Origin of the sequence: Bacteroides sp. 90-K9/2 (genome assembly GCF_047310725.1) — a bacterium.
Lineage (GTDB): Bacteria > Bacteroidota > Bacteroidia > Bacteroidales > Bacteroidaceae > Bacteroides > Bacteroides vicugnae.
In genome coordinates this window covers 314,341-335,058 of sequence record NZ_JBCGVL010000005.1, presented here as the reverse complement: position 1 = coordinate 335,058, position 20,718 = coordinate 314,341, and the positions used below count along the sequence as shown (strand labels likewise).

The 20,718-nt window shown below is 42.1% G+C and carries 18 protein-coding genes; 13 read left to right on the top strand and 5 right to left on the bottom strand.

What is annotated here, in order from left to right; translation table 11 throughout:
• Positions 1-6 precede the first annotated feature (6 nt).
• The 3 genes from AAHJ11_RS14270 to AAHJ11_RS14260 form a co-directional block, all read right to left on the bottom strand.
• Entirely contained in the window at positions 7-1,557 is a 1,551-nt protein-coding gene (locus tag AAHJ11_RS14270) for a lipopolysaccharide biosynthesis protein (RefSeq protein ID WP_413579680.1), read from the bottom strand.
• 147 nt (positions 1,558-1,704) lie between these two features.
• Positions 1,705-2,280: a UpxY family transcription antiterminator gene (locus AAHJ11_RS14265; protein ID WP_413579678.1), complete on the bottom strand. Its 576-nt coding sequence runs from the start codon at positions 2,278-2,280 to the stop codon at positions 1,705-1,707.
• A gap of 355 nt (positions 2,281-2,635) precedes the next feature.
• Positions 2,636-3,589 carry a tyrosine-type DNA invertase cluster 3b gene (locus AAHJ11_RS14260; RefSeq protein WP_148366909.1) on the bottom strand — a complete coding sequence of 318 codons (954 nt, stop codon included), beginning with the start codon at positions 3,587-3,589 and terminating at the stop codon, positions 2,636-2,638.
• Positions 3,590-3,720: 131 nt separating this feature from the next.
• Between AAHJ11_RS14260 and AAHJ11_RS14255 the strand changes: the two genes are divergently transcribed.
• The 8 genes from AAHJ11_RS14255 (at position 3,721) to glyA (ending at position 9,920) form a co-directional block, all read left to right on the top strand.
• A complete protein-coding gene (locus AAHJ11_RS14255; protein WP_413579677.1) occupies positions 3,721-4,131 on the top strand; it encodes a DUF4119 family protein in 411 nt (136 codons plus the stop codon).
• A gap of 228 nt (positions 4,132-4,359) precedes the next feature.
• Entirely contained in the window at positions 4,360-4,704 is a 345-nt protein-coding gene (locus AAHJ11_RS14250) for an SH3 beta-barrel fold-containing protein (protein WP_008648001.1), read from the top strand.
• A gap of 23 nt (positions 4,705-4,727) precedes the next feature.
• Complete coding sequence (locus AAHJ11_RS14245; protein ID WP_320974613.1) at positions 4,728-5,507, top strand: DUF4373 domain-containing protein; 780 nt, start codon at positions 4,728-4,730, stop codon at positions 5,505-5,507.
• A 112-nt stretch (positions 5,508-5,619) separates the two neighbouring features.
• Entirely contained in the window at positions 5,620-6,561 is a 942-nt protein-coding gene (gene pyrB / locus AAHJ11_RS14240) for an aspartate carbamoyltransferase (protein WP_122137587.1), read from the top strand.
• Entirely contained in the window at positions 6,558-7,019 is a 462-nt protein-coding gene (gene pyrI / locus AAHJ11_RS14235) for an aspartate carbamoyltransferase regulatory subunit (protein ID WP_032843517.1), read from the top strand. Before pyrB ends, pyrI begins: the two co-directional genes overlap by 4 nt.
• A gap of 121 nt (positions 7,020-7,140) precedes the next feature.
• On the top strand, positions 7,141-7,710 hold the full coding sequence (locus AAHJ11_RS14230) for a flavin reductase family protein (RefSeq protein WP_413579676.1): 570 nt from the start codon (positions 7,141-7,143) through the stop codon (positions 7,708-7,710).
• A 16-nt stretch (positions 7,711-7,726) separates the two neighbouring features.
• Complete coding sequence (locus AAHJ11_RS14225) at positions 7,727-8,464, top strand: porin family protein (RefSeq protein ID WP_122137590.1); 738 nt, start codon at positions 7,727-7,729, stop codon at positions 8,462-8,464.
• A gap of 175 nt (positions 8,465-8,639) precedes the next feature.
• Positions 8,640-9,920, top strand: a complete 1,281-nt coding sequence (gene glyA / locus AAHJ11_RS14220; RefSeq protein ID WP_122137591.1) for a serine hydroxymethyltransferase — start codon at positions 8,640-8,642, stop codon at positions 9,918-9,920.
• 332 nt (positions 9,921-10,252) lie between these two features.
• Here the strand turns inward: glyA and AAHJ11_RS14215 are convergent, their stop codons facing one another.
• Complete coding sequence (locus AAHJ11_RS14215; RefSeq protein ID WP_122137592.1) at positions 10,253-11,920, bottom strand: formate--tetrahydrofolate ligase; 1,668 nt, start codon at positions 11,918-11,920, stop codon at positions 10,253-10,255.
• 168 nt (positions 11,921-12,088) lie between these two features.
• On the opposite strand from AAHJ11_RS14215, the gene aspT reads away from it, so the two are divergent.
• The gene (gene aspT / locus AAHJ11_RS14210) at positions 12,089-13,783 is read left to right on the top strand and encodes an aspartate-alanine antiporter (protein WP_367743445.1); all 1,695 of its coding nucleotides are present in this window, start codon (positions 12,089-12,091) and stop codon (positions 13,781-13,783) included.
• A gap of 22 nt (positions 13,784-13,805) precedes the next feature.
• Positions 13,806-15,440 carry an aspartate 4-decarboxylase gene (gene aspD, locus AAHJ11_RS14205; protein ID WP_413579674.1) on the top strand — a complete coding sequence of 545 codons (1,635 nt, stop codon included), beginning with the start codon at positions 13,806-13,808 and terminating at the stop codon, positions 15,438-15,440.
• 9 nt (positions 15,441-15,449) lie between these two features.
• Here aspD and AAHJ11_RS14200 read toward each other — a convergent pair whose 3' ends face one another.
• A complete protein-coding gene (locus AAHJ11_RS14200; RefSeq protein WP_413579673.1) occupies positions 15,450-17,558 on the bottom strand; it encodes an outer membrane beta-barrel family protein in 2,109 nt (702 codons plus the stop codon).
• A gap of 132 nt (positions 17,559-17,690) precedes the next feature.
• Between AAHJ11_RS14200 and AAHJ11_RS14195 the strand changes: the two genes are divergently transcribed.
• The 3 genes from AAHJ11_RS14195 to AAHJ11_RS14185 are packed head-to-tail and all read left to right on the top strand — an operon-like array spanning position 17,691 to position 20,713.
• On the top strand, positions 17,691-19,208 hold the full coding sequence (locus AAHJ11_RS14195; protein ID WP_258980802.1) for a sensor histidine kinase: 1,518 nt from the start codon (positions 17,691-17,693) through the stop codon (positions 19,206-19,208).
• A 12-nt stretch (positions 19,209-19,220) separates the two neighbouring features.
• Positions 19,221-19,916, top strand: coding sequence for a response regulator transcription factor (locus AAHJ11_RS14190; protein WP_217723252.1), 696 nt, complete (start codon positions 19,221-19,223; stop codon positions 19,914-19,916).
• A gap of 23 nt (positions 19,917-19,939) precedes the next feature.
• Positions 19,940-20,713 (top strand): hypothetical protein, encoded by a 774-nt coding sequence (locus tag AAHJ11_RS14185; RefSeq protein ID WP_413579672.1) that lies wholly within the window; start codon positions 19,940-19,942, stop codon positions 20,711-20,713.
• Positions 20,714-20,718: the final 5 nt, after the last annotated feature.

Genomic DNA, 20,718 nt, shown 5'->3' with positions numbered 1-20,718 from the left:
GGATTGCTAATGTTTATCATTTTTTAATATTTTATCTTTAAGTAGAGTAGCTTTATTTTTGATAAGACATCTTTCATTTCTACTACATCCAACGTATAATATTGCAAATGAAGTACAAAGAATAGACACAATAGATTTTACAAAAAATGAACAAAAAGATTCTGTTAATTTGCTTTCTAAAATAAGTGGAAACAAAACAGATGCTAACGACACTAGTAATATATTAAAATATACTTTTTTTAAAAACAGAATTGAAGAAAGCCCTATCATTTTCCTTAATAAAAAAAGACGAACAAACAAACAACACTGTGACATTATTATTGATATAATCATTACACTCTCCGGAAAATAGCCCAATCGAAAAAGCAGATAACAAATTGGAACATTCATTAATTGTAAGCTTCCAACGATTATTTGATATTTTTTAATATTACCTGTTGCCAACATTGCTGTAATTAGTGGATTTGAAATTGATTCACACATAGCAGAAACCAAAATCAACTGAACAAATGCCACAGTATGGCCGGGTACTATTTTAAGCCAAATAACTAATATATAATGTGCATTAACAATCACCGGTAAGGATAATAACAGAAGCATATAAAAAGAAAGTCTAGCACCCTGATAAATTAATTTCATCATATATTCCTTATCCCCCGCGGCATATGATTTTGTAATTTGCGGATTTATAGCCGTCATAAAATTATTTACAAAACCCATAACTGCGCCATTGACTTGAATCGCAATTCCTCTGGCAGCATTGACCGCAGGACCAAAAAATACATTGATAAGAATATTTCCACCTTGGTCCCTGATTACTGATGACGCTGCACCTATAAAATTCCATCCTGCAAACTTAAACATTTTATAAAAAACATCTTTATCCCAATAAAAATGATAAGTACATTCTATGAAATGTTTCTTACAATAACATCCATATACTACTCTGACAATTATAGCAACGATACACATTAAAATAGAGTAGAAAATCAACTTATCAATAGGAGCCATAATAAGCAAAAATGCAATTGCTAGTTTCCCAATAGCTTCTAATATACCGATGTAAGCAAATGCCGACATTTTCTCGTGTGCAATGATAGCTGCATTGTAGGGAATACTAATCAAATTAATAACAAAGGTGACGATCGAAAATTGGAGTACCCAGTTGGCTGCCGTCATTCGTTCGACAGGGATAGTCATCTTAGTATTCAGAAACCACACTCCTATCAACTCGATAAGAACAACAATAAGTAGTGACAGAATGAGTTGAATAGTGACTGAAGCTGAAAAGATGCGATTCAGCTTGTTTTGGTCTTCTTTTCCCAGCTCAAAAGTAATGAAACGACTGATGGCGGCTGACAAGGATCCAGAAATAACAGCAAACATCGCCACTACCCCACCTACCACATTGTAAATACCAAAGTCTTCCACACCCAATGCATTCAAGATGATGCGACTCGTATATAAAGACACAATCATCATGAAAAGCATCCGCACATACAGCAGCAACGTATTCTTCGCTATACGTTTATTATTATCTGAAATATTTTGAGACATTCCATCAACTCGTTAATCAAGATACATTCAGCTTTACAAGCATAGTCAACACGACAAACATAAATAACAGAAAGGCTACATAAGCAAATTTCACAATTTTAACTATGGTTTTTATAAGTGTTAGTTTATGATAAATATATTTCTGAATCAATTCCGTTCACTGACAGGTTCCACATACCCAACCGGCATATCCGCACAAGCACACCCCAGCATATTCAACCGGACAGCAATCTTACTCCTGCCATCTACCGTGACAAGTTCTCCTACAAGACCAGTCAAAGGACCTTTGACAACACGTACTTTTTCACCACGTGCCAAAGGAGCACTATTCATACAGATTGCCTCTTCGGAATAGTCGAGCATAAAACGGAAACGGGCCATTTGTTCATCAGGAATGATAGTCGGACTGCTCTCACCGCGCATTACCATATACCGACTAACTGTAGAAAAGGAAAGAACCTCTTTACGTTCTTTAGGATCAGCATGTACAAAAACCATCATGGGAAGCAACACGGATTCAACCACTTTACGGCGGTCGCTCCATTGATGTACTTCTTGCTGGACCGGTACAAAATTTTCAATCCCCATTTTGTCTAAACGTTCGGCTACTTTCTTCTCATGATGCATACGGACCAGAGCGACATACCAGCGTTTAGAGTGTGCTACGCCTTCCCCTGTCCCAATTTTAGGCCCAGCACTTAAAGTTTCTTTCGTTAGAATCATACTTTTTTACCCCTTATGTATCCGTTACTTCTTAGGTAACGGATAAGGTACTTATTCACAGGAAAACAGATGAAAACAGAAAAACATAGACAAGAACCGCCTACAGCAATGTTTTTCTAACCTACGCGAAGGGAAAAACATCTTTGAAAACAGAATATAGGAATATCGGGCATGATGAAACAGAATTATCATGTCCTGATATATTTTTGTTGCATATTTCAACAAATCAGAAAAAAAAAGAAGATTTTACTTGTTTACTATTTGTATTTTTGCATATCTTTGCACCGAATAATTATCCGTTACCTAAGAAGTAACAGAAACATTTCGCCCTTGATTTCTAACACTTTACCGTTAATTACCTACCTAAACGATAGTTCCTAATGTAAGATAAATTCCCTTTATTTACCTCTGTACGTTCTCTTAGCTCAAAACCCTTTAAATAGATTTGTGTGGTTTTTATTGATTTGTGTCCCAATGATTCACTGATCATTTCAATTGGCACTCCACGATACTTGGCTGTCGTTGCCCAGGAATGACGGAGTGTGTAAGAAGAAACGGGAGACTTCAAACGTAGAGCTCTCGCCAAATCCTTCAAACGATTATTGAATCTCCGAAGAGCAGACTGATATTCACGGTATGCCCTTTCATCCTTCCGTTTTTTATTACCGCAAAGTATGTCGAACAGATAGTCCGGACAATCAGGAATGGGTTCCTGATTACTTCGGAGTTGATTAATCATTCCCCTGGCAGTATCAAGCACTTCCACGCTCATGGGAGTTTTCGTCTTGATTCGATTATAGCGTAATACACTCTGATCTAAAGCCGATTTTTCCAGATGCGCTAAATCAGCGAATGACATTCCACAAAACTGGAACATCAGAGCAGCAATAGTTTGTGTGCGACGTAAACGCTCCGATTTGGGATCCTCATACAGAAGTCTGTGCAACTCACCGGCAGGCAAAGCTTTCTTTTGTCGGACATCCACACCTGTATAGACATCATGAAATAATCGGGGAACATAAGGGGCACTCCCTGCTTCCACTCCCCGATTGTAAATGCTACGAAGCATACGCATATACGTAGAAATCGTATTAGGCTTCAAACCACACTCATAAAGATACTGACCATAACGTCGTAAACGTTCTTTGGTGACCTGTCTGAACGACATATTCAACGTACCACAAAACTTACTGAAAGAATAAAGGGCATTCTTATAGACATGCGCTGTAGAATAGCGCCCCTCCTTTCGTAAACGATTGATGTAGTTCTCCCCACATCGACTGAATCCATTTTTATTCATCATTTGCATCACTAGTTATTTTATATATATACTATTTGGCAAGCGACAAAAGAACAAATCTTTTTGCAGGTTCAATTTCACTTTCCAGATATTATTTTTAGAATTAACACATGTTTAACCAACGTTAAAATTAGTAGATTATGAAAAGTAAAAATGCCAAAAAAGGTAGTAAAAACGACAAGGTAAAAAGAAATGTCCAAACAATGAAAAAAGCTTCAGGGAAGCACTCAAAGGAAGAAATCATCAGTGAAGAAGAGCTGGATAACAGAATAGCAATCGACGGAGATATCCGCCTTTATTTCACCATGTATTTAAAAATCTTTATTGATGGACATTTCCGCCATCCTAAGAAGAAAAAGCTGATAAATCTAGCCCAATATATCTATGACCAAAAAGTATTATACATCCACAAACATGGCGGCTATAAGTTAATGGAACTTAGCAGTATACATGCTGAATTGGGTGCATTGAAAAAACCTGTTGAGGAAGAGTACATGAAAGAAAAAAAGGAAAAAAGAGAACAGGCTGAAAAGGTCAAAAGCAAGTACTAAGAAAAAATAATGGGACAGTTGGAATATAAAGCTTACCTTCGCCGCCGTTTTCAACCGGTCGAAAACTAACAGATTTTCTCTTAAAAAAATAGTGACGGTATGCTATCGTTATAGCGTCACTATAATGAAAGGATAGTGACGCTATGACAACAACATACCGTCACTATCTATAAGGGAAGATTTACGCTCAAACAGAAATTTATTTTTCAAAATTAAAAACAGAAGAAAATGAGACAAAAAATCAGGAAAGGCAAGTTAGAAGCTTGCAAATTAGTATGGAAAAAACGTATTACTGCTGAAAAGGGGATTTCGGATAAATGTGCGGAGAGAATTGTACAAGAGTGCATTAAACTAATAGATCGCATGTTGTATGGAAATGTAGTGATAGCTTTTTACAAGCAGGATGGCACGTTTTGTCTGGAAAGAGGAACACTGGTAGGATATGAAAAATTCTTCCATAGAGAATTCAATATCACAGCAAAACAAGAGTCTATTCTCTATTGGAGTGAAGAACAAAAAGGATGGAGAAGATTTATGATCGGGAACCTGATGGAGTGGAGAGCTATTGTATAAGTTAGATTAAAATATATTGAACAATGAATATGATTAATAAAGGGATACCTTATTTTCCGACACCGGCAAACTTCTTTGACGAAGAAGTAATGGAACTATTAGAAGCTAAGTTTGGAGTATTAGCTTCTTACATTGTCATGCGATTGCTTTGTAAAATATATAAAGAGGGATATTATATCTCTTGGGGAAAGGAACAAAACCTGATTTTCGTCCGTAAAGTGGGCGGCGGGATCAAAGAGGACATGATGGAAAAGATTGTCGACCTGTTATTGGAGAAAGGATTTTTCCATAAAGAAACCTACGAAAAATACGGCATACTCACTTCGGAACAGATTCAAAGGGTGTGGTTCGAAGCCACTACACGGAGGAAAATAGATTTCTCCCAACTACCTTATCTATTAGAGACCAAGAAGAAAAAAGGGATGCAAAAAGAAGAGTTGAACGCGGAAAATGCAGACATTTTTGAAACTCAAGAGGAGGTGAGTCAAGAAAATGCAGACATTTTCCGACAAACTAAACTAAAGGAAACTAAACTAAATCATGAAGAAGAAGAAACCAACATTGTTTCGATTGAGATTCCGGGGTATGCCTACAATCTGGCTACACACAACATTGCAGGATTAATGGAGAGCCTGGACAACCATAAAGTGACTGACCAGAAAGAGAAACAGACGATTCTGCGGTTATCGGACTATGGCAGGAAAGGCACCCAGGTGTGGAAACTGCTCTCCAATACGACCTGGAGCAAAATCGGAGCACCGGGGAAATATATCATTGCAGCGTTAGCCGGCGGACGGAAATAAACCGACTGATTAAAAGCTGATAAAAAAGGTACGAAAAATCTGTGCTTTTCACAAATTCTTCGTACCTTTACGCTCCGGTAAAACAAGTTCTATCCACATAAAAGATAACAAAATGGAAAACAGAAGTTTAGTAACCATTGCCGAACATTCTAAAGAAAAAATCCTCTACATGCTCGAAATGGCGAAGCAGTTTGAAATGAACCCCAATCGCCGGTTATTACAAGGAAAGGTTGTAGCAACCCTGTTCTTTGAACCTTCCACCCGTACCCGCTTGAGTTTTGAAACAGCTGCCAACCGTCTCGGTGCACGAGTAATCGGATTCTCTGACCCCAAAGCTACCAGCTCTGCCAAAGGGGAAACACTTAAAGACACGATCATGATGGTGAGCAACTATGCAGATATTATCGTCATGCGACATCATCTCGAAGGAGCTGCACGGTATGCCAGCGAAGTAGCCCCGGTGCCTATTGTCAACGCAGGTGACGGAGCCAACCAGCACCCGTCGCAAACGATGCTCGACCTCTACTCTATCTACAAGACACAAGGTACGCTGGAAAATCTGAACATTTTCCTGGTGGGTGACTTGAAATACGGTCGCACCGTACATTCATTGCTGATGGCGATGCGACACTTTAATCCGACTTTCCATTTCATCGCTCCCGAAGAGCTGAAAATGCCGGAGGAATACAAACTTTACTGTAAAACTCACCAAATAAAATACGTTGAACATACGGAATTTAACGAAGAGATTATCGCTGATGCTGATATTCTGTATATGACCCGTGTGCAACGCGAACGTTTCACCGATTTGATGGAATATGAACGGGTGAAGAATGTATATATTCTCCGTAACAAAATGCTGGAGAACACACGTCCGAACCTGCGTATCCTGCACCCGCTTCCCCGCGTCAACGAAATTGCTTACGATGTGGATGACAACCCGAAAGCATATTATTTCCAACAGGCACAAAACGGTCTGTATGCCCGCGAAGCAATCCTTTGCGATGTATTAGGTATCACATTAGATGACGTTAAAAACGATATTTTATTATGAGCGAAAATAAACAAGAATTGCAAGTAGCTGCCCTGAAAAACGGGACAGTGATTGACCATATCCCATCCGAAAAGCTCTTTACCGTAGTGCAACTGCTCGGTGTGGAACAGATGACCAGCAATATCACTATCGGATTCAACCTCGACAGCAAGAAGCTGGGTAAAAAGGGGATCATCAAGATTGCAGATAAATTCTTCTGCGACGAAGAGATCAACCGTATTTCAGTAGTTGCCCCACACGTCAAGCTGAATATCATCCGCGATTACGAAGTAGTGGAAAAGAAAGAGGTGAAAATGCCGGATGAACTTCGTGGCATCGTGAAATGTGCCAATCCGAAATGTATCACCAACAACGAACCGATGGCCACTATCTTTCATGTGATAGATAAGGATAATTGCATCGTTAAATGTCATTATTGCGAGAAAGAGCAGAAACGTGAAGAGATTACAATCCTCTAACTCCTATTCACCACAGAGGACACAGAGGACACAGAGTATATTGAGGTACAGAGAGTAAAAAACTTTTTTTTCAAAGAAATAAAACTCTGTGTCCTCTGTGGTGAAAAAAGATATAAGTAGTATGAAACAGGACTGGAAACCAGGAACGATGATTTATCCGCTGCCGGCTGTACTGGTGAGCTGCGGAAAAGAAGAAAGCGAATATAATATTATCACAGTAGCATGGACGGGTACGATTTGTACAAACCCGCCCATGTGTTATATATCCGTACGTCCGGAGCGCTATTCTTATGACATTATCAAAAAAAACATGGAGTTTGTCATCAACCTGACAACGAAAGATATGGCTTTTGCCACCGACTGGTGCGGAGTTCGTTCGGGACGTGATTATCATAAATTTGATGAGATGAAGCTGACACCCGGACAGTGTACGGTGGTCAGTGCCCCGTTGATTGAAGAATCTCCTCTTTGCATTGAATGCCGTGTGAAAGAAATCATCTCTCTCGGCTCACACGATATGTTTATCGCTGACGTGGTAAATGTCCGTGCGGACGACCGGAACCTGAATCCGGAAACCGGAAAGCTGGAACTAGCAGAAGCCAATCCGCTGGTATATGTGCACGGAGGATATTATAATCTGGGAGAGAAAATCGGTAAGTTCGGTTGGAGTGTGGAAAAGAAGAAATCATAAAAAGTGCGATATTGCCATGAATATGCTGCGTAAATTCATTCTTCCCGGTTTGTTAGCCATAGCCTGCACGGCTGTCGGTCAGAATTATAATGCAGATAGAGTGGACCGCCCCAATACAAGAAAAATAAATATCGGTATCAAGGCGGGATTCAACTCCTCCATGTTCATGGTGTCTGAACTGAAAATTAAGGATGTGACTATCGATGAGGTGCAGAACAACTATAAGATAGGTTATTTCGGCGCCCTCTTTATGCGCATCAATATGAAGAAGCATTTCATTCAGCCGGAAGTGTCCTATAATGTAAGCAAATGTGAGATTACTTTCGATAAGCTCGGTTCGCAGCATCCTGCCATCGAACCTGATTATGCTTCGGTGCAATCGGTGCTGCACAGTATCGATTTTCCCATATTATATGGTTATAATGTGGTGAAAAAAGGACCTTATGGAATGTCTATCTTCGTAGGTCCCAAACTTCGCTATTTATGGGGAAAGCACAATGAAATCACTTTTAAGAATTTCGACCAGAAGGGGATTCATGAAAGGCTGTATCCGTTCAATGTCAGTGCAGTGATCGGCGTAGGCGTCAACATCTCCCGTATCTTCTTCGATTTCCGTTACGAGCAAGGCCTCGGAAACATCTCCAAGTCCATCATTTACGACAACATCAATTCTGACGGAAGCACGGGGGTGAGCAATATTATTTTCCGTCGCCGCGACAGCGCATTAAGTTTTTCGCTGGGATTCATTCTTTAAGAAATTGAGAGTTGAAAATTGAGAATTGAAAAATAAAGAGTGGCGGTTCAAAGGGTTGAATGTTTAAAGATTGTCAATTGTCAGGAGGCAATTGTCAATTATCCTTTGATTTCATTAACTTTGTGCGCTTAAAATAGGTATCTCGAATTAGAAATTTAATCTTACTTATAAAAGAATGAAAAGAGACGACATCATTTTCGACATTATCGAAAAAGAGCATCAACGTCAGTTGAAAGGAATCGAGCTTATTGCATCAGAAAATTTTGTGAGTGACCAGGTTATGCAGGCAATGGGTTCTTGTCTGACTAACAAGTACGCAGAAGGTTATCCCGGCAAACGTTACTACGGAGGTTGCGAAGTAGTAGACCAAAGCGAACAAATCGCTATCGACCGCCTGAAAGAAATTTTTGGCGCTGAATGGGCAAACGTACAGCCACACTCGGGAGCACAAGCTAATGCCGCTGTTTTCCTCGCAGTTCTGAATCCGGGCGACAAATTCATGGGATTAAATCTTGCACACGGCGGACACCTTTCTCATGGCTCACTGGTAAACACTTCCGGTATTATCTATACTCCTTGTGAATATAACCTGAATCAGGAAACCGGACGCGTTGACTACGACCAGATGGAAGAAGTCGCTCTGCGTGAGAAACCGAAAATGATTATCGGTGGTGGTTCTGCATACTCCCGTGAATGGGATTACAAACGTATGCGTGAAATCGCTGACAAAGTAGGCGCTATCCTGATGATCGACATGGCTCACCCTGCCGGTCTGATCGCTGCCGGAGTGCTCGAAAATCCGGTTAAATATGCACATATCGTCACTTCTACTACACATAAAACACTTCGCGGACCTCGTGGTGGTGTCATCATGATGGGTAAGGATTTCCCCAATCCGTGGGGTAAGACCACTCCGAAAGGTGAGATCAAGATGATGTCTCAATTACTGGATTCTGCCGTATTCCCAGGGGTTCAAGGTGGACCGTTGGAACATGTAATTGCTGCTAAAGCAGTTGCTTTCGGTGAAATCCTGCAACCTGAATTTAAGGAATATGCTAAACAAGTACAAAAGAACGCTGCTGTACTTGCACAGGCTTTGATTGACCGTGGCTTTACTATCGTTTCCGGTGGTACAGACAACCACTCTATGTTGGTCGACCTGCGTAGCAAATATCCTGAACTGACAGGTAAAGTGGCAGAAAAAGCATTGGTTTCTGCTGATATTACCGTTAACAAAAACATGGTTCCGTTCGACAGCCGTTCGGCTTTCCAGACTTCCGGTATCCGTTTGGGTACTCCTGCTATCACTACCCGTGGTGCAAAAGAAGACTTGATGCTCGAAATTGCCGAAATGATCGAGACTGTATTGTCTAACGTAGAAAATGAGGAAGTTATTGCAAAAGTACGTGCACGTGTCAATGAGACAATGAAGAAATATCCTCTTTTTGCTTATTAAAAAACAATTTCAAAGCTAATAGCTACAAACTGGCAGCTTTATTTCCCATTTAAGGTCTGCTCCTCGTAAAAGGAGCAGACTTTTTTATTTATTAACAATCCTATCCGAACCATCTGTCCGGAATTTCGTTTTTCTTACTATAAAAGAAATATATGATGTTATATATCACTTACAACAAGGACGAATTCAACCGTACAGTGTGCAAGAAGAGAAAATAGAAGCGCACTGGACTCTATATACAGCCATCCCCGTCTTTCCACATTTTATTTTATAGGGAAAGACGGGGATTTATTTTACCGGCAATACCGGAATATTTTTTTCTTGAGGATATATTAACTCAATCCTTCTATTTCTCCATCCACAATATCGATGTATAATGCTTGCGGTTCCTTGGGTAATCCCGGCATACGAAGAATTTCTCCGGCAATGGCCACAATCATTTCAGCTCCGTTATTGATAACAATATCTTTAATATGGAACTCGAAGTTGTTTACCGCACCATAAATCTTCGGATCGGCAGAGAATGAATATTGTGTTTTAGCAATACAAACCGGATAATGAGTGATTCCCATTTTCTCAATCAGTTTGATACGACTGCGGGCGATACTGCTATAGGTAATAACGCTGGCTCCGTAAATATTAGTAGCTACCTTTTCGATCTTCTGCTGTATGCTATCTTCTTCTTTATAAGTGTAGCGTAAGGATTCTGACGGATTGTTCTCTATGGTATCTACCACCAGGCGAGCCATATCTACTGCTCCCTCTCCTCCTTCACTGAACGCATTGTTGATGGCAAAGCCCACTCCCAACTGTTCGCAATGTTCGCGCAGCAATTCCATTTCTTCGTCCGTATCGGATGCAAACTTATTGAAAGCTACAATGATTGTCTGACCGAATGAGCGAAGGTTACGAACGTGTTTGTCGAGATTACGCAATCCCTCTTTCAGTCCTTCCATATTCGGCTCTTTGATACGGTCGAGACTGACGCCTCCATGCATCTTCAATCCTTGTGCCGTAGCGACAATCACCGTGAGACGAGGTTGAAGCCCGCTCTTACGACATTTGATATTGTAGAACTTCTCCGCACCGAGATCAGCACCGAACCCGGCTTCCGTGATTACATAATCACCGAAAGACATGGCCAATTTGGTGGCAAGGATAGAGTTACAGCCATGGGCAATATTGGCAAACGGACCACCATGTACAAAAGCAGCGGTTCCTTCGGTAGTCTGCACTAAATTAGGATGAATCGCATCTTTCAATAACACGGTAATGGCTCCTGCCACTCCCAAATCTTTCACTGTGAAAGGTTGGTCGTCATACGTGAAGCCCAACAGGATATTTTCAATACGGCGACGCAGATCACTCACATCTTTAGAAAGGCAAAGAATTGCCATGATTTCCGAAGCAGGAGTAATATCGAAACCGGACTCCTGGGTAATCCCGTTGGATTTAGGTCCGAGGCCGACAACGATGCTACGCAATGAACGGTCGTTCACATCGAGCACTCTCCGCCAAAGGATTTCTTTCAGTCCGAAACCTTTTGACTGATTCTGGTAGAGATAATTGTCGAGCAAGGCGGCAATCATGTTATGAGCAGAGGTGATGGCATGAAAGTCACCAGTGAAATGGAGGTTAATCTTGTCCATCGGAAGCACTTGTGCATATCCTCCACCGGCTGCTCCCCCCTTCATCCCGAAACACGGACCGAGAGACGGCTCACGAAGAGCGACAATCGCATTTTTTCCAATTTTATTCAGTCCCAAAGCGAGACCGATAGATACTGTAGTTTTGCCGATGCCCGCTTTGGTTGCTGTGATAGCAGTTACCAGAATAAGATTGCTTTTCTTCACTTTCTCTTCATCAATCAGTTGTTCGGGGATCTTTGCAATGTAGCGGCCATAATTCTCCACTTCCTCGCGAGGGATTCCGATACCTTCGGCAACTTGCTTAATCTTCTTCAGCTCAATGCTGCGAGCAATTTCTATGTCTGATTTCATACAGAATATGATTAGTTTTATTTTTGAATGAACAAAAGTATAACAAAAAAGCGAAATAGAGAAATTTAAAGTCTATCGGATATTTATATCTCTATTTATCATAAACACTATAAACTCTTTCCACACAACAACTGTTGTAGATAGCATAACCTAAACAACAACTTAATTATGGAATGGATTATTAATCAACTAAGGGTACATCCTGAACTTGCTATTTTCCTTACGCTTTTTGCCGGATTCTGGCTCGGCAGACTCAAAATAGGAAAATTCTCCTTGGGGACAGTCACCAGCGTTCTTCTGGTCGGAGTATTGGTCGGACAACTGAATATCACTGTAGATGGTCCGATGAAAGCCGTGTTCTTTCTGCTTTTCTTATTTGCCGTTGGCTATAAGGTGGGTCCGCAGTTTTTCCGCGGATTGAAGAAAGACGGTCTGCCACAAGTAGGATTTGCCGTATTGATGTGTATTGTCAGTCTGGTAGCCCCGTGGATATTGGCCAAAATCATGGGATATCATGTAGGAGAAGCTGCCGGACTGTTGGCAGGCTCACAAACAATATCCGCCGTTATCGGCGTGGCAAGCGATACGATCAACCAGCTGGGAATCAGCGATGCACAGAAAGCCACGTTCATCAATGCAATTCCGGTAGCTTATGCCGTAACTTATATTTTCGGAACGGCCGGTTCGGCATGGATTCTGGCTTCTCTCGGCCCTAAGATGCTGGGGGGACTGGATAAGGTGAAAGCCGACTGCAAGGAACTGGAGGCTCAAATGGGAACATCGGAAGCTGATGAACCCGGATTTTCCCCAGCTCTTCGTCCGGTCGTATTCCGTGCTTATAAAATCACCAACGAATGGTTTGGCAAAGGAAAGAAAGTCAGTGAACTCGAAGCTTATTTATGCAAGAATGACAAACGTCTGTTTGTAGAACGGATTCGTCAAAAAAGAATGGTGAAGGAAGTAGATCCGAACCTGATTCTTCACAAGAACGACGAAGTGGTACTTAGCGGACGCCGTGAATTTGTGATTGGAGAAGAAGACTGGATAGGTCCGGAAGTGATCGATGCACAATTACTTGACTTCCCGGCAGAAACTCTTCCTGTAATGGTGACCCACCGGACTTTTGCCGGAGAAACAGTTTCCAAAATCAGATCGCAGAAGTTTATGCACGGGGTCAGCATCCGGAATATCAAGCGTGCCGGAATCAACGTTCCGGTATTACCTAAGACAATCGTAGATTCGGGAGACATTCTCGAACTTACCGGTCTTAAACATGAAGTGGAAAGTGCTGCCAAACAAATGGGCTATATTGACCGGCCTACCAATCAGACAGATATGATTTTCGTTGGATTGGGTATTTTGCTCGGTGGCCTTTTCGGTGCACTGGCTATTCATCTGGGAGGTGTTCCTATCAGTCTTTCTACCAGTGGAGGCGCATTGATAGCCGGACTTCTGTTCGGTTGGCTACGCAGCAAGCATCCTACTTTCGGAGGTATTCCCGAACCTTCTTTATGGGTATTGAATAATGTAGGGCTGAATATGTTTATCGCAGTGGTCGGTATCGCTGCAGGTCCCAGTTTCATTGCCGGATTCAAGGAAGTAGGCGTCAGCCTGTTTATCATCGGTGCATTGGCTACGGCTATCCCTCTCCTCGCCGGATTGCTGATGGCGAGATACCTGTTCAAGTTCCACCCTGCCCTGTCATTGGGATGTACGGCAGGAGCACGTACTACAACAGCTGCGTTGGGAGCCATTCAGGATGCAGTGGAAAGCGACACACCGGCATTAGGATATACGGTGACGTATGCAGTCGGCAATACACTCCTGATTATCTGGGGAGTTGTCATCGTACTACTTATGTAAAACTAACTAAATAAATATCATTATGGAAAAGAAAACAAATAACCCTGCCATTACCAAAAGTTATGCCAAGAAAATGGAAACGATCAGCCCGTTCGAGCTGAAAAACAAACTGATCGATATGGCAGATGAAAGTATCAAGAAGATAGCACATACCATGTTGAATGCCGGAAGAGGTAACCCGAACTGGATTGCTACCGAGCCACGTGAAGCCTTTTTTCTGCTGGGGCAATTCGGCCTTTGCGAATGTCGCCATGCGTTTTCACTGGAAGAAGGAATAGCAGGCATTCCGCAAAAGGCGGGAATTGCCGCCCGTTTCGAGGCTTTCCTGAAAGAAAACGAGAAAGCTCCCGGTGCTAACCTGTTGAAAGAGGGCTACAATTATATGCTGATGGAACATGCCGCCGATCCGGATACGCTTATTCATGAATGGGCGGAATCGGTGATTGGCGACCAGTATCCTGTGCCCGACCGTATTTTACATTTTACGGAGTTAATCGTACAGGATTACCTGGCACAAGAGATGTGTGACCGCCGTCCGCCAAAAGGAACTTTTGACCTTTTTGCAACCGAAGGAGGTACGGCAGCCATGTGTTATCTGTTCGATTCATTGCAGGAGAATTTCCTGTTGAACCAGGGGGATGCCATTGCTTTAATGATTCCAGTGTTCACTCCTTATATAGAAATCCCGGAACTGCGACGCTATCAGTTCGACGTGACCGAAATTTCTGCTGACCAGATGACTCCTGACGGTTTACATACCTGGCAGTATAAGGATGAAGATATAGACAAGCTGAAAGATCCGCGGATCAAAGCATTATTTATCACCAATCCGAGTAATCCGCCCAGTTATGCGCTTAGTAAAGAGACTACCGAACGTATCATCAACATTGTGAAGAATGATAATCCGAACCTGATGATTATCACGGATGATGTGTACGGGACATTTATTCCTCATTTCCGTTCATTAATGGCAGAATTGCCGCATAATACGCTTTGCGTTTATTCGTTCTCCAAATATTTTGGAGCTACGGGATGGAGAACCGCAGTGATCGCTCTACACGAGGACAACATCTACGACAAAATGATTGCCCGCCTGTCGGAGGAGCAGAAATCAATATTGAACAAACGTTATTCCAGTCTTAGCCTACAACCGGAAAAGATGAAGTTTATCGACCGTATGGTGGCCGACAGCCGGCAGATTGCATTGAATCATACTGCAGGACTTTCTCTACCTCAACAAATGCAGATGAGTTTGTTTGCCATTTTCTCACTTCTGGATAAAGAAGACAGTTATAAGAAAAAGATGCAGGAAATTATTCATCGTCGTCTGCATGCGTTGTGGGATAACACAGGTTTCACACTGGTGGAAGATCCGTTACGTGCCGGATATTATTCGGAGATCGATATGCTGGTATGGGCGAAGAAATTCTATGGGGATGACTTCGTTGCTTATCTGCAAAAGACCTACAATCCATTGGACGTGGTTTTCCGCCTGGCAAACGAAACTTCACTCGTTCTGTTGAATGGTAGTGGATTTGCCGGACCGAAATGGAGTGTGCGTGTGTCACTAGCCAACTTAAATGAAGCCGATTATGTGAAAATCGGACAAAGTATCAAGTGCGTCTTGGAAGAATATGCCAAAGCATGGAAGGCATAAAATCACCACTTATTTAAAGCGGGAAGTATCGACCTCTTCCCGCTTCTTCTCTTTGTACCCTCCGAATTTATAGTTAAACGAAATGCCGAATGTACGGGTGGTCCGCATATAGTGGTTTTTCACATTCTGCAATCCGTAACGGACTTGTGTCGAAATGGTGGAGGTATTGAACAGGTCGTCACACTTCAACGTCAATTGTGCTTTTCCTTTTGCAAAGGTGTAACGAAGCGCTGCATCCAGATTTCCCGAACGGGGAAGATCGAAAATTCCCTGTATGGCTTTATTTTGATAAAATCCGGTCAAGGTAAACTTTAAGTCGGGCTTGGTGGAAAGGGTGAATGTGTTGTTCATCGTCAAGACGAATGTATATAGTTTGCGGTCAAACGGGATATCCCAGAAATCACTGTCTTTCTGGCGATAACGAAAACCGATAGCGGTGAAACGGGAGTCCAGCCATTTTTTCACCTTAAAGGGAACTGTCATTACCAATCCGGCCTGTGATGAAAAATCAAAATTGAAGAATTTGTAAATCTCTACCAAGCGTTCCGGTGATTGGTAGAGGGTTTGCATTTGATTGTCTTTTGTATAGCTATAAAAGGCGGTAAAAACATACTTGCCTTTTAATATATAATTAAGGCTGGTTTCATAATTCGTGGCAGGTTTGAGATAAGGATTTCCTTGAATTTCAGAATATGCTCCCATGTAAGAGATTGCATTCTGTACGCTCCAGTATTCGGGATATTCCTTGTCACTACTCAATGAGAGCTGGAGGACATGTCCGGCAGCGGGTATATAAGTTAGATTAGCTACCGGGTACAGGCTCCATTCATTCCAGATATTTGTATGATACTGCTCCGCTGCCAGAGAAACATCGGCCGAGAGTTTTTCACCGAAGCTTTTACTCAGTCCGGCATACACATTCAGGGTTTGCTCGCGACGGCGGGAGGTCATGTTATTATCCGGTAACAGGTTGTCTGTTTCCGGGTCATAATACCTTTGATAACTATGGTCTAAAGCGGTCGTATAGGTTATGCCATAATTCAATCCCCAGCCTTTGCCCAAAGTATGTTCTTGTCCGGCATAGAAACGCCATTGATTGATTTGCTGCTTATCCCGGCTTAGGAAGTTCATCGTCTCTGCTCCCATCGTGCTATGTAATAGTTCGCTACCGGGAGAATGATAGGATGTAAATGCTACGCCTGCTTTCAGTCCGAAAGGGGTTTGATAATCTAATTTTGCATTATGGAGCTGGCTGTCTCCCTGTGAATCGGTAACGGAATTCTGTGCACCGGTAGCTATGGAATAATGCTTGGAATCGGTAAAGGCTGTTGTATAGACCAAGCTTAACAGATGATTTTCAGCGAAAGAGTAGTCCATTCCGAGGCGCATCTGATGAGTGTTGGTACGGGAAGTCATGATTTCATCCATATCCATCTGATGCACCGAACCATCGGCCAACGTGTGAAGTGCTTCTTTCTCCGTAATCCTTCGGTCGCGATCATAAGAGTAAGAGTAAAGAAGATCTGCAGAGAATTTACGTCCGGAGTACAGAAGACTTGCACGTTCTGCCAAAGATTCGTAGTGATGTTGGTTAAAAGCTGTATAAAGTTCTCCTTGAAGGGAAGATGCCTGTCCTGTGCCGGGTGCTAATATCAGGTTAATCATCGGTCCGCGTACCTGATAGCGTGCCGGAGCGGAATACATCACCTCCGCCTTCTCGATCCGGCTGACAGGGATTGATTTTAATAAAGCGTCTAATTGCTCGACGGACAGTGTGGTAACTTTTCCGTTGATGACAACGGTAACTTCCTGTCCTCCCAACATCAGACTATTATTCATATTTACTATACCCGGAAGATTTTTCACAACATCATAGGCATTATCCACAGGCAGGTTACCTACCAGCCTCGGTACGTCATACACAAGTTTGCCTTGTTCGGCTTTCACTATCGGGCGTTCACCCGTAATCATTACTTCGGGCAATTCCTGAAACAAGCTATCCATATAACCTATATTCTTGATACTGTCGACAGGTTCCTGTGACTGTTGTCCGATTTGTGCTGTAGCAGATATCCACACGCAAAGAAGAGACATAAATAGTAAATTAATCCGTTTCATTTCGTCTTTATTTTTAGAATACGACAAAATACGGTAGAAAAAATGGATATTTGCGTTATCACTGGCTTATCTAGTGTTATTTAGTCTTATCAAAGAGAAGAATAAGAATAGTTTCCTATTATCTTTGTCAGTATGAAATTACCGCTAAAACATATCGTCATACTGGTTATCTGCTCGCTAATCGGAATTTTTGTTTATCAAGCTTATTGGTTGACAGGGCTTTACCGGTCGATGAAAATGGAAATGGAGAGCAATATCAGAGATGCAATGCGGACGAGTGACTTCAACGAGGTCGTGCTCCGGGTTAATGATTTGCAAAAAGATAATGTGGAACACGGTTCGCTAACGGTATCGGCCGGATATGATGCGGACGGCAATTCATTAGTGACCCAACAAACGATTTCTTATACGGATAGTAGCCGTCAGGATACGATACATTCCCGGACAGAAACTACCACAGACACGGTAAAAACCGTTGGCAATGCTTCTGAAGATTCCAAAGCTGTTGCAAGTAGCGAAAGCGGACTGGATGTATTATTGAAAAAGCAAGATTCGCTAAAGGAGTTGTTAATGAGTATTCAGCAGGGCATTCATTCAGGTGTGGACACTTATATAGATGTCAACCTGCAGCGATATGACAGTTTGCTCACCCATGTGATGAAAGAGCATAATCTTTCTATTCCTCATCACACTCTTTTGATTTATACAGGAACCAGTGCAGATTCTTCCATTGTATATACAGATACATTAGGTCTTGCGGGAGATAGCAGTTATATTCCCAGTCCCAAGGCAATTCGCTATGACTATGAATTTAATATGCATCATAGCCAACGCTACCAACTGGTGTTCGAGCCGATCAATTCATTGGTATTAAAGCAGATGACAGGTATTCTGGTCACTTCATTTGTAATTCTTCTGATTCTCGGATTCTCTTTCTGGTTCCTTATCCGGACGCTCCTGAAACAGAAAACACTGGATGAAATGAAAAGTGATTTTACCAATAATATCACGCACGAATTAAAGACTCCCATTGCCGTAGCCTATGCGGCTAATGACGCATTACTGAACTTTAACCAAGCGGAAGAGAAAAGCAAGCGCGACCAGTATCTACGCATCAGTCAGGAGCAGTTGCAAAGGCTTAGCGGGCTGGTGGAACAGATTTTATCCATGGGAATGGAGCGTCGCAAAACGTTCCGTTTACATCCGGAGGAAATCAACCTGAAGGAGCTGATTACTCCGCTCATGGAGCAGCACCAGCTAAAAGCGGACAAGCCTGTACATATCGAATTGGACATTAAACCGGAAACGCTTGTTATTGTTGCAGACCGTACGCATTTCAGCAACATCATCAGTAACTTGATAGATAATGCTGTGAAGTACTCGAAAAAGGAAGCCGAATTGTCTATTTCCTGCCGACAGACAGGGGGAACAGTAACCATCAGCGTTACCGACCGGGGAATCGGAATTCCACTTGATAAACAAAAGCATATATTTGATAAATTCTACCGGGTCCCGACGGGCAATCTTCATAATATAAAAGGTTACGGACTAGGACTGTTCTATGTCAAGAGCATGGTCGAAAAACATGGAGGGACTATCACCGTAAAGAGTGAACCGGACAAAGGAAGCACTTTTACCATTACTTTATAAACCCATAAAATCATGAGTAAAAACAAAATTACCGTATTACTGGTAGAAGACGAACAGACGCTCGCCATGATCATCAAAGATACACTTGAAGAAAATGATTTTATCATTCATACGGCGAATGACGGCGAGGAAGGTCTAAGCCTTTTCTTCGAACTTCATCCGGATATACTTGTAGCTGATGTGATGATGCCGAAAATGGATGGCTTTGAAATGGTACGTCGCATCCGCCAGACGGATAAACAGACTCCTATCTTATTCCTGACTGCCCGTTCGACCATCAATGATGTGGTGGAGGGCTTTGAACTCGGAGCGAATGATTACCTGAAAAAACCTTTCGGTATACAAGAGCTGATTATCCGAATCAAAGCACTGATGGGAAAGGCTTTTCTCTTCACAGAGAATAAGGTTGCCAATCATTTTGAGATAGGAAGTTATCTGTTTGATCCTGTTGCACAAACTTTATTACACGCAGGAACGAGACAGGAACTCTCTCATCGTGAATCGGAAATCCTGAAACGGCTTTGCGAAAACCGGAATCAGGTGGTCAACACGCAGGATGTCTTGCTCGAACTTTGGGGAGATGACAGTTTTTTCAATTCCCGAAGCTTGCATGTGTTCATTACCAAATTGCGGCATAAACTCTCGCAAGATGAACAGATACGTATTGTCAATGTACGGGGAATCGGTTATAAACTGATTGTCAACTAAACTCTTTAACACCGCAAAGTGCCATGAATAAAAGACAGTTCACAGGATTTATGTTTTTACTTTGTACCTGTACAGCATTTGCGCAACAGGTGGAAGTGAAAAAGGATAGCATCGGCCGTGCGGTTCTTCTGCCACCGGAGCAAAAGCAGACATTAAATATGGATAAGGAGGGCTTCATCTTACCCGATATGAATATAACGCCGAACGACAGGAAGCCAACCATTCAAACGGATAGCATGACGCTTCATATATCTCCTCCCGAATTTATGGATACTCCCTGGCCTACTCCCAGACTGGGTACTTCTTTCGATCCTTTCAGCCGCGACTATAATCGGTCGGATCTTTTCGGGATCAATGCTAACAGCTATTTAAGTACGTATAGTTTGCATAATACGTATCCTACCATGGGGACGCATATTCAGGTAGGTGCCATTTATACGTATGCCCCTAATGAACGATGGGAGTTTTCAGGTGGGCTGTTCAGCGCCAAGTATACAATGCCTTCTTTCAAACATGGCGCCAGAAATGATTTTGGTTTTAGCGGTTCGGCTGCTTACCGGATTAATAATTTTCTACGTATACGGGCTTTTGGTGAATATTCTGTGAATGGAGAACGAAATGCTTCGCAGGGATATCTCACTCCTATCTATCCGCAAAGCGGTTATGGCATGATTCTTGAAATCAAGTTCAACGATTATATCGAACTCCATGGAGGCATGGAACGTTCATACAACCCGATGAAAAGGAAATGGGAGACGGCTCCTGTCATTTATCCGGTTATTAAATTGAAAAGATAATTTTT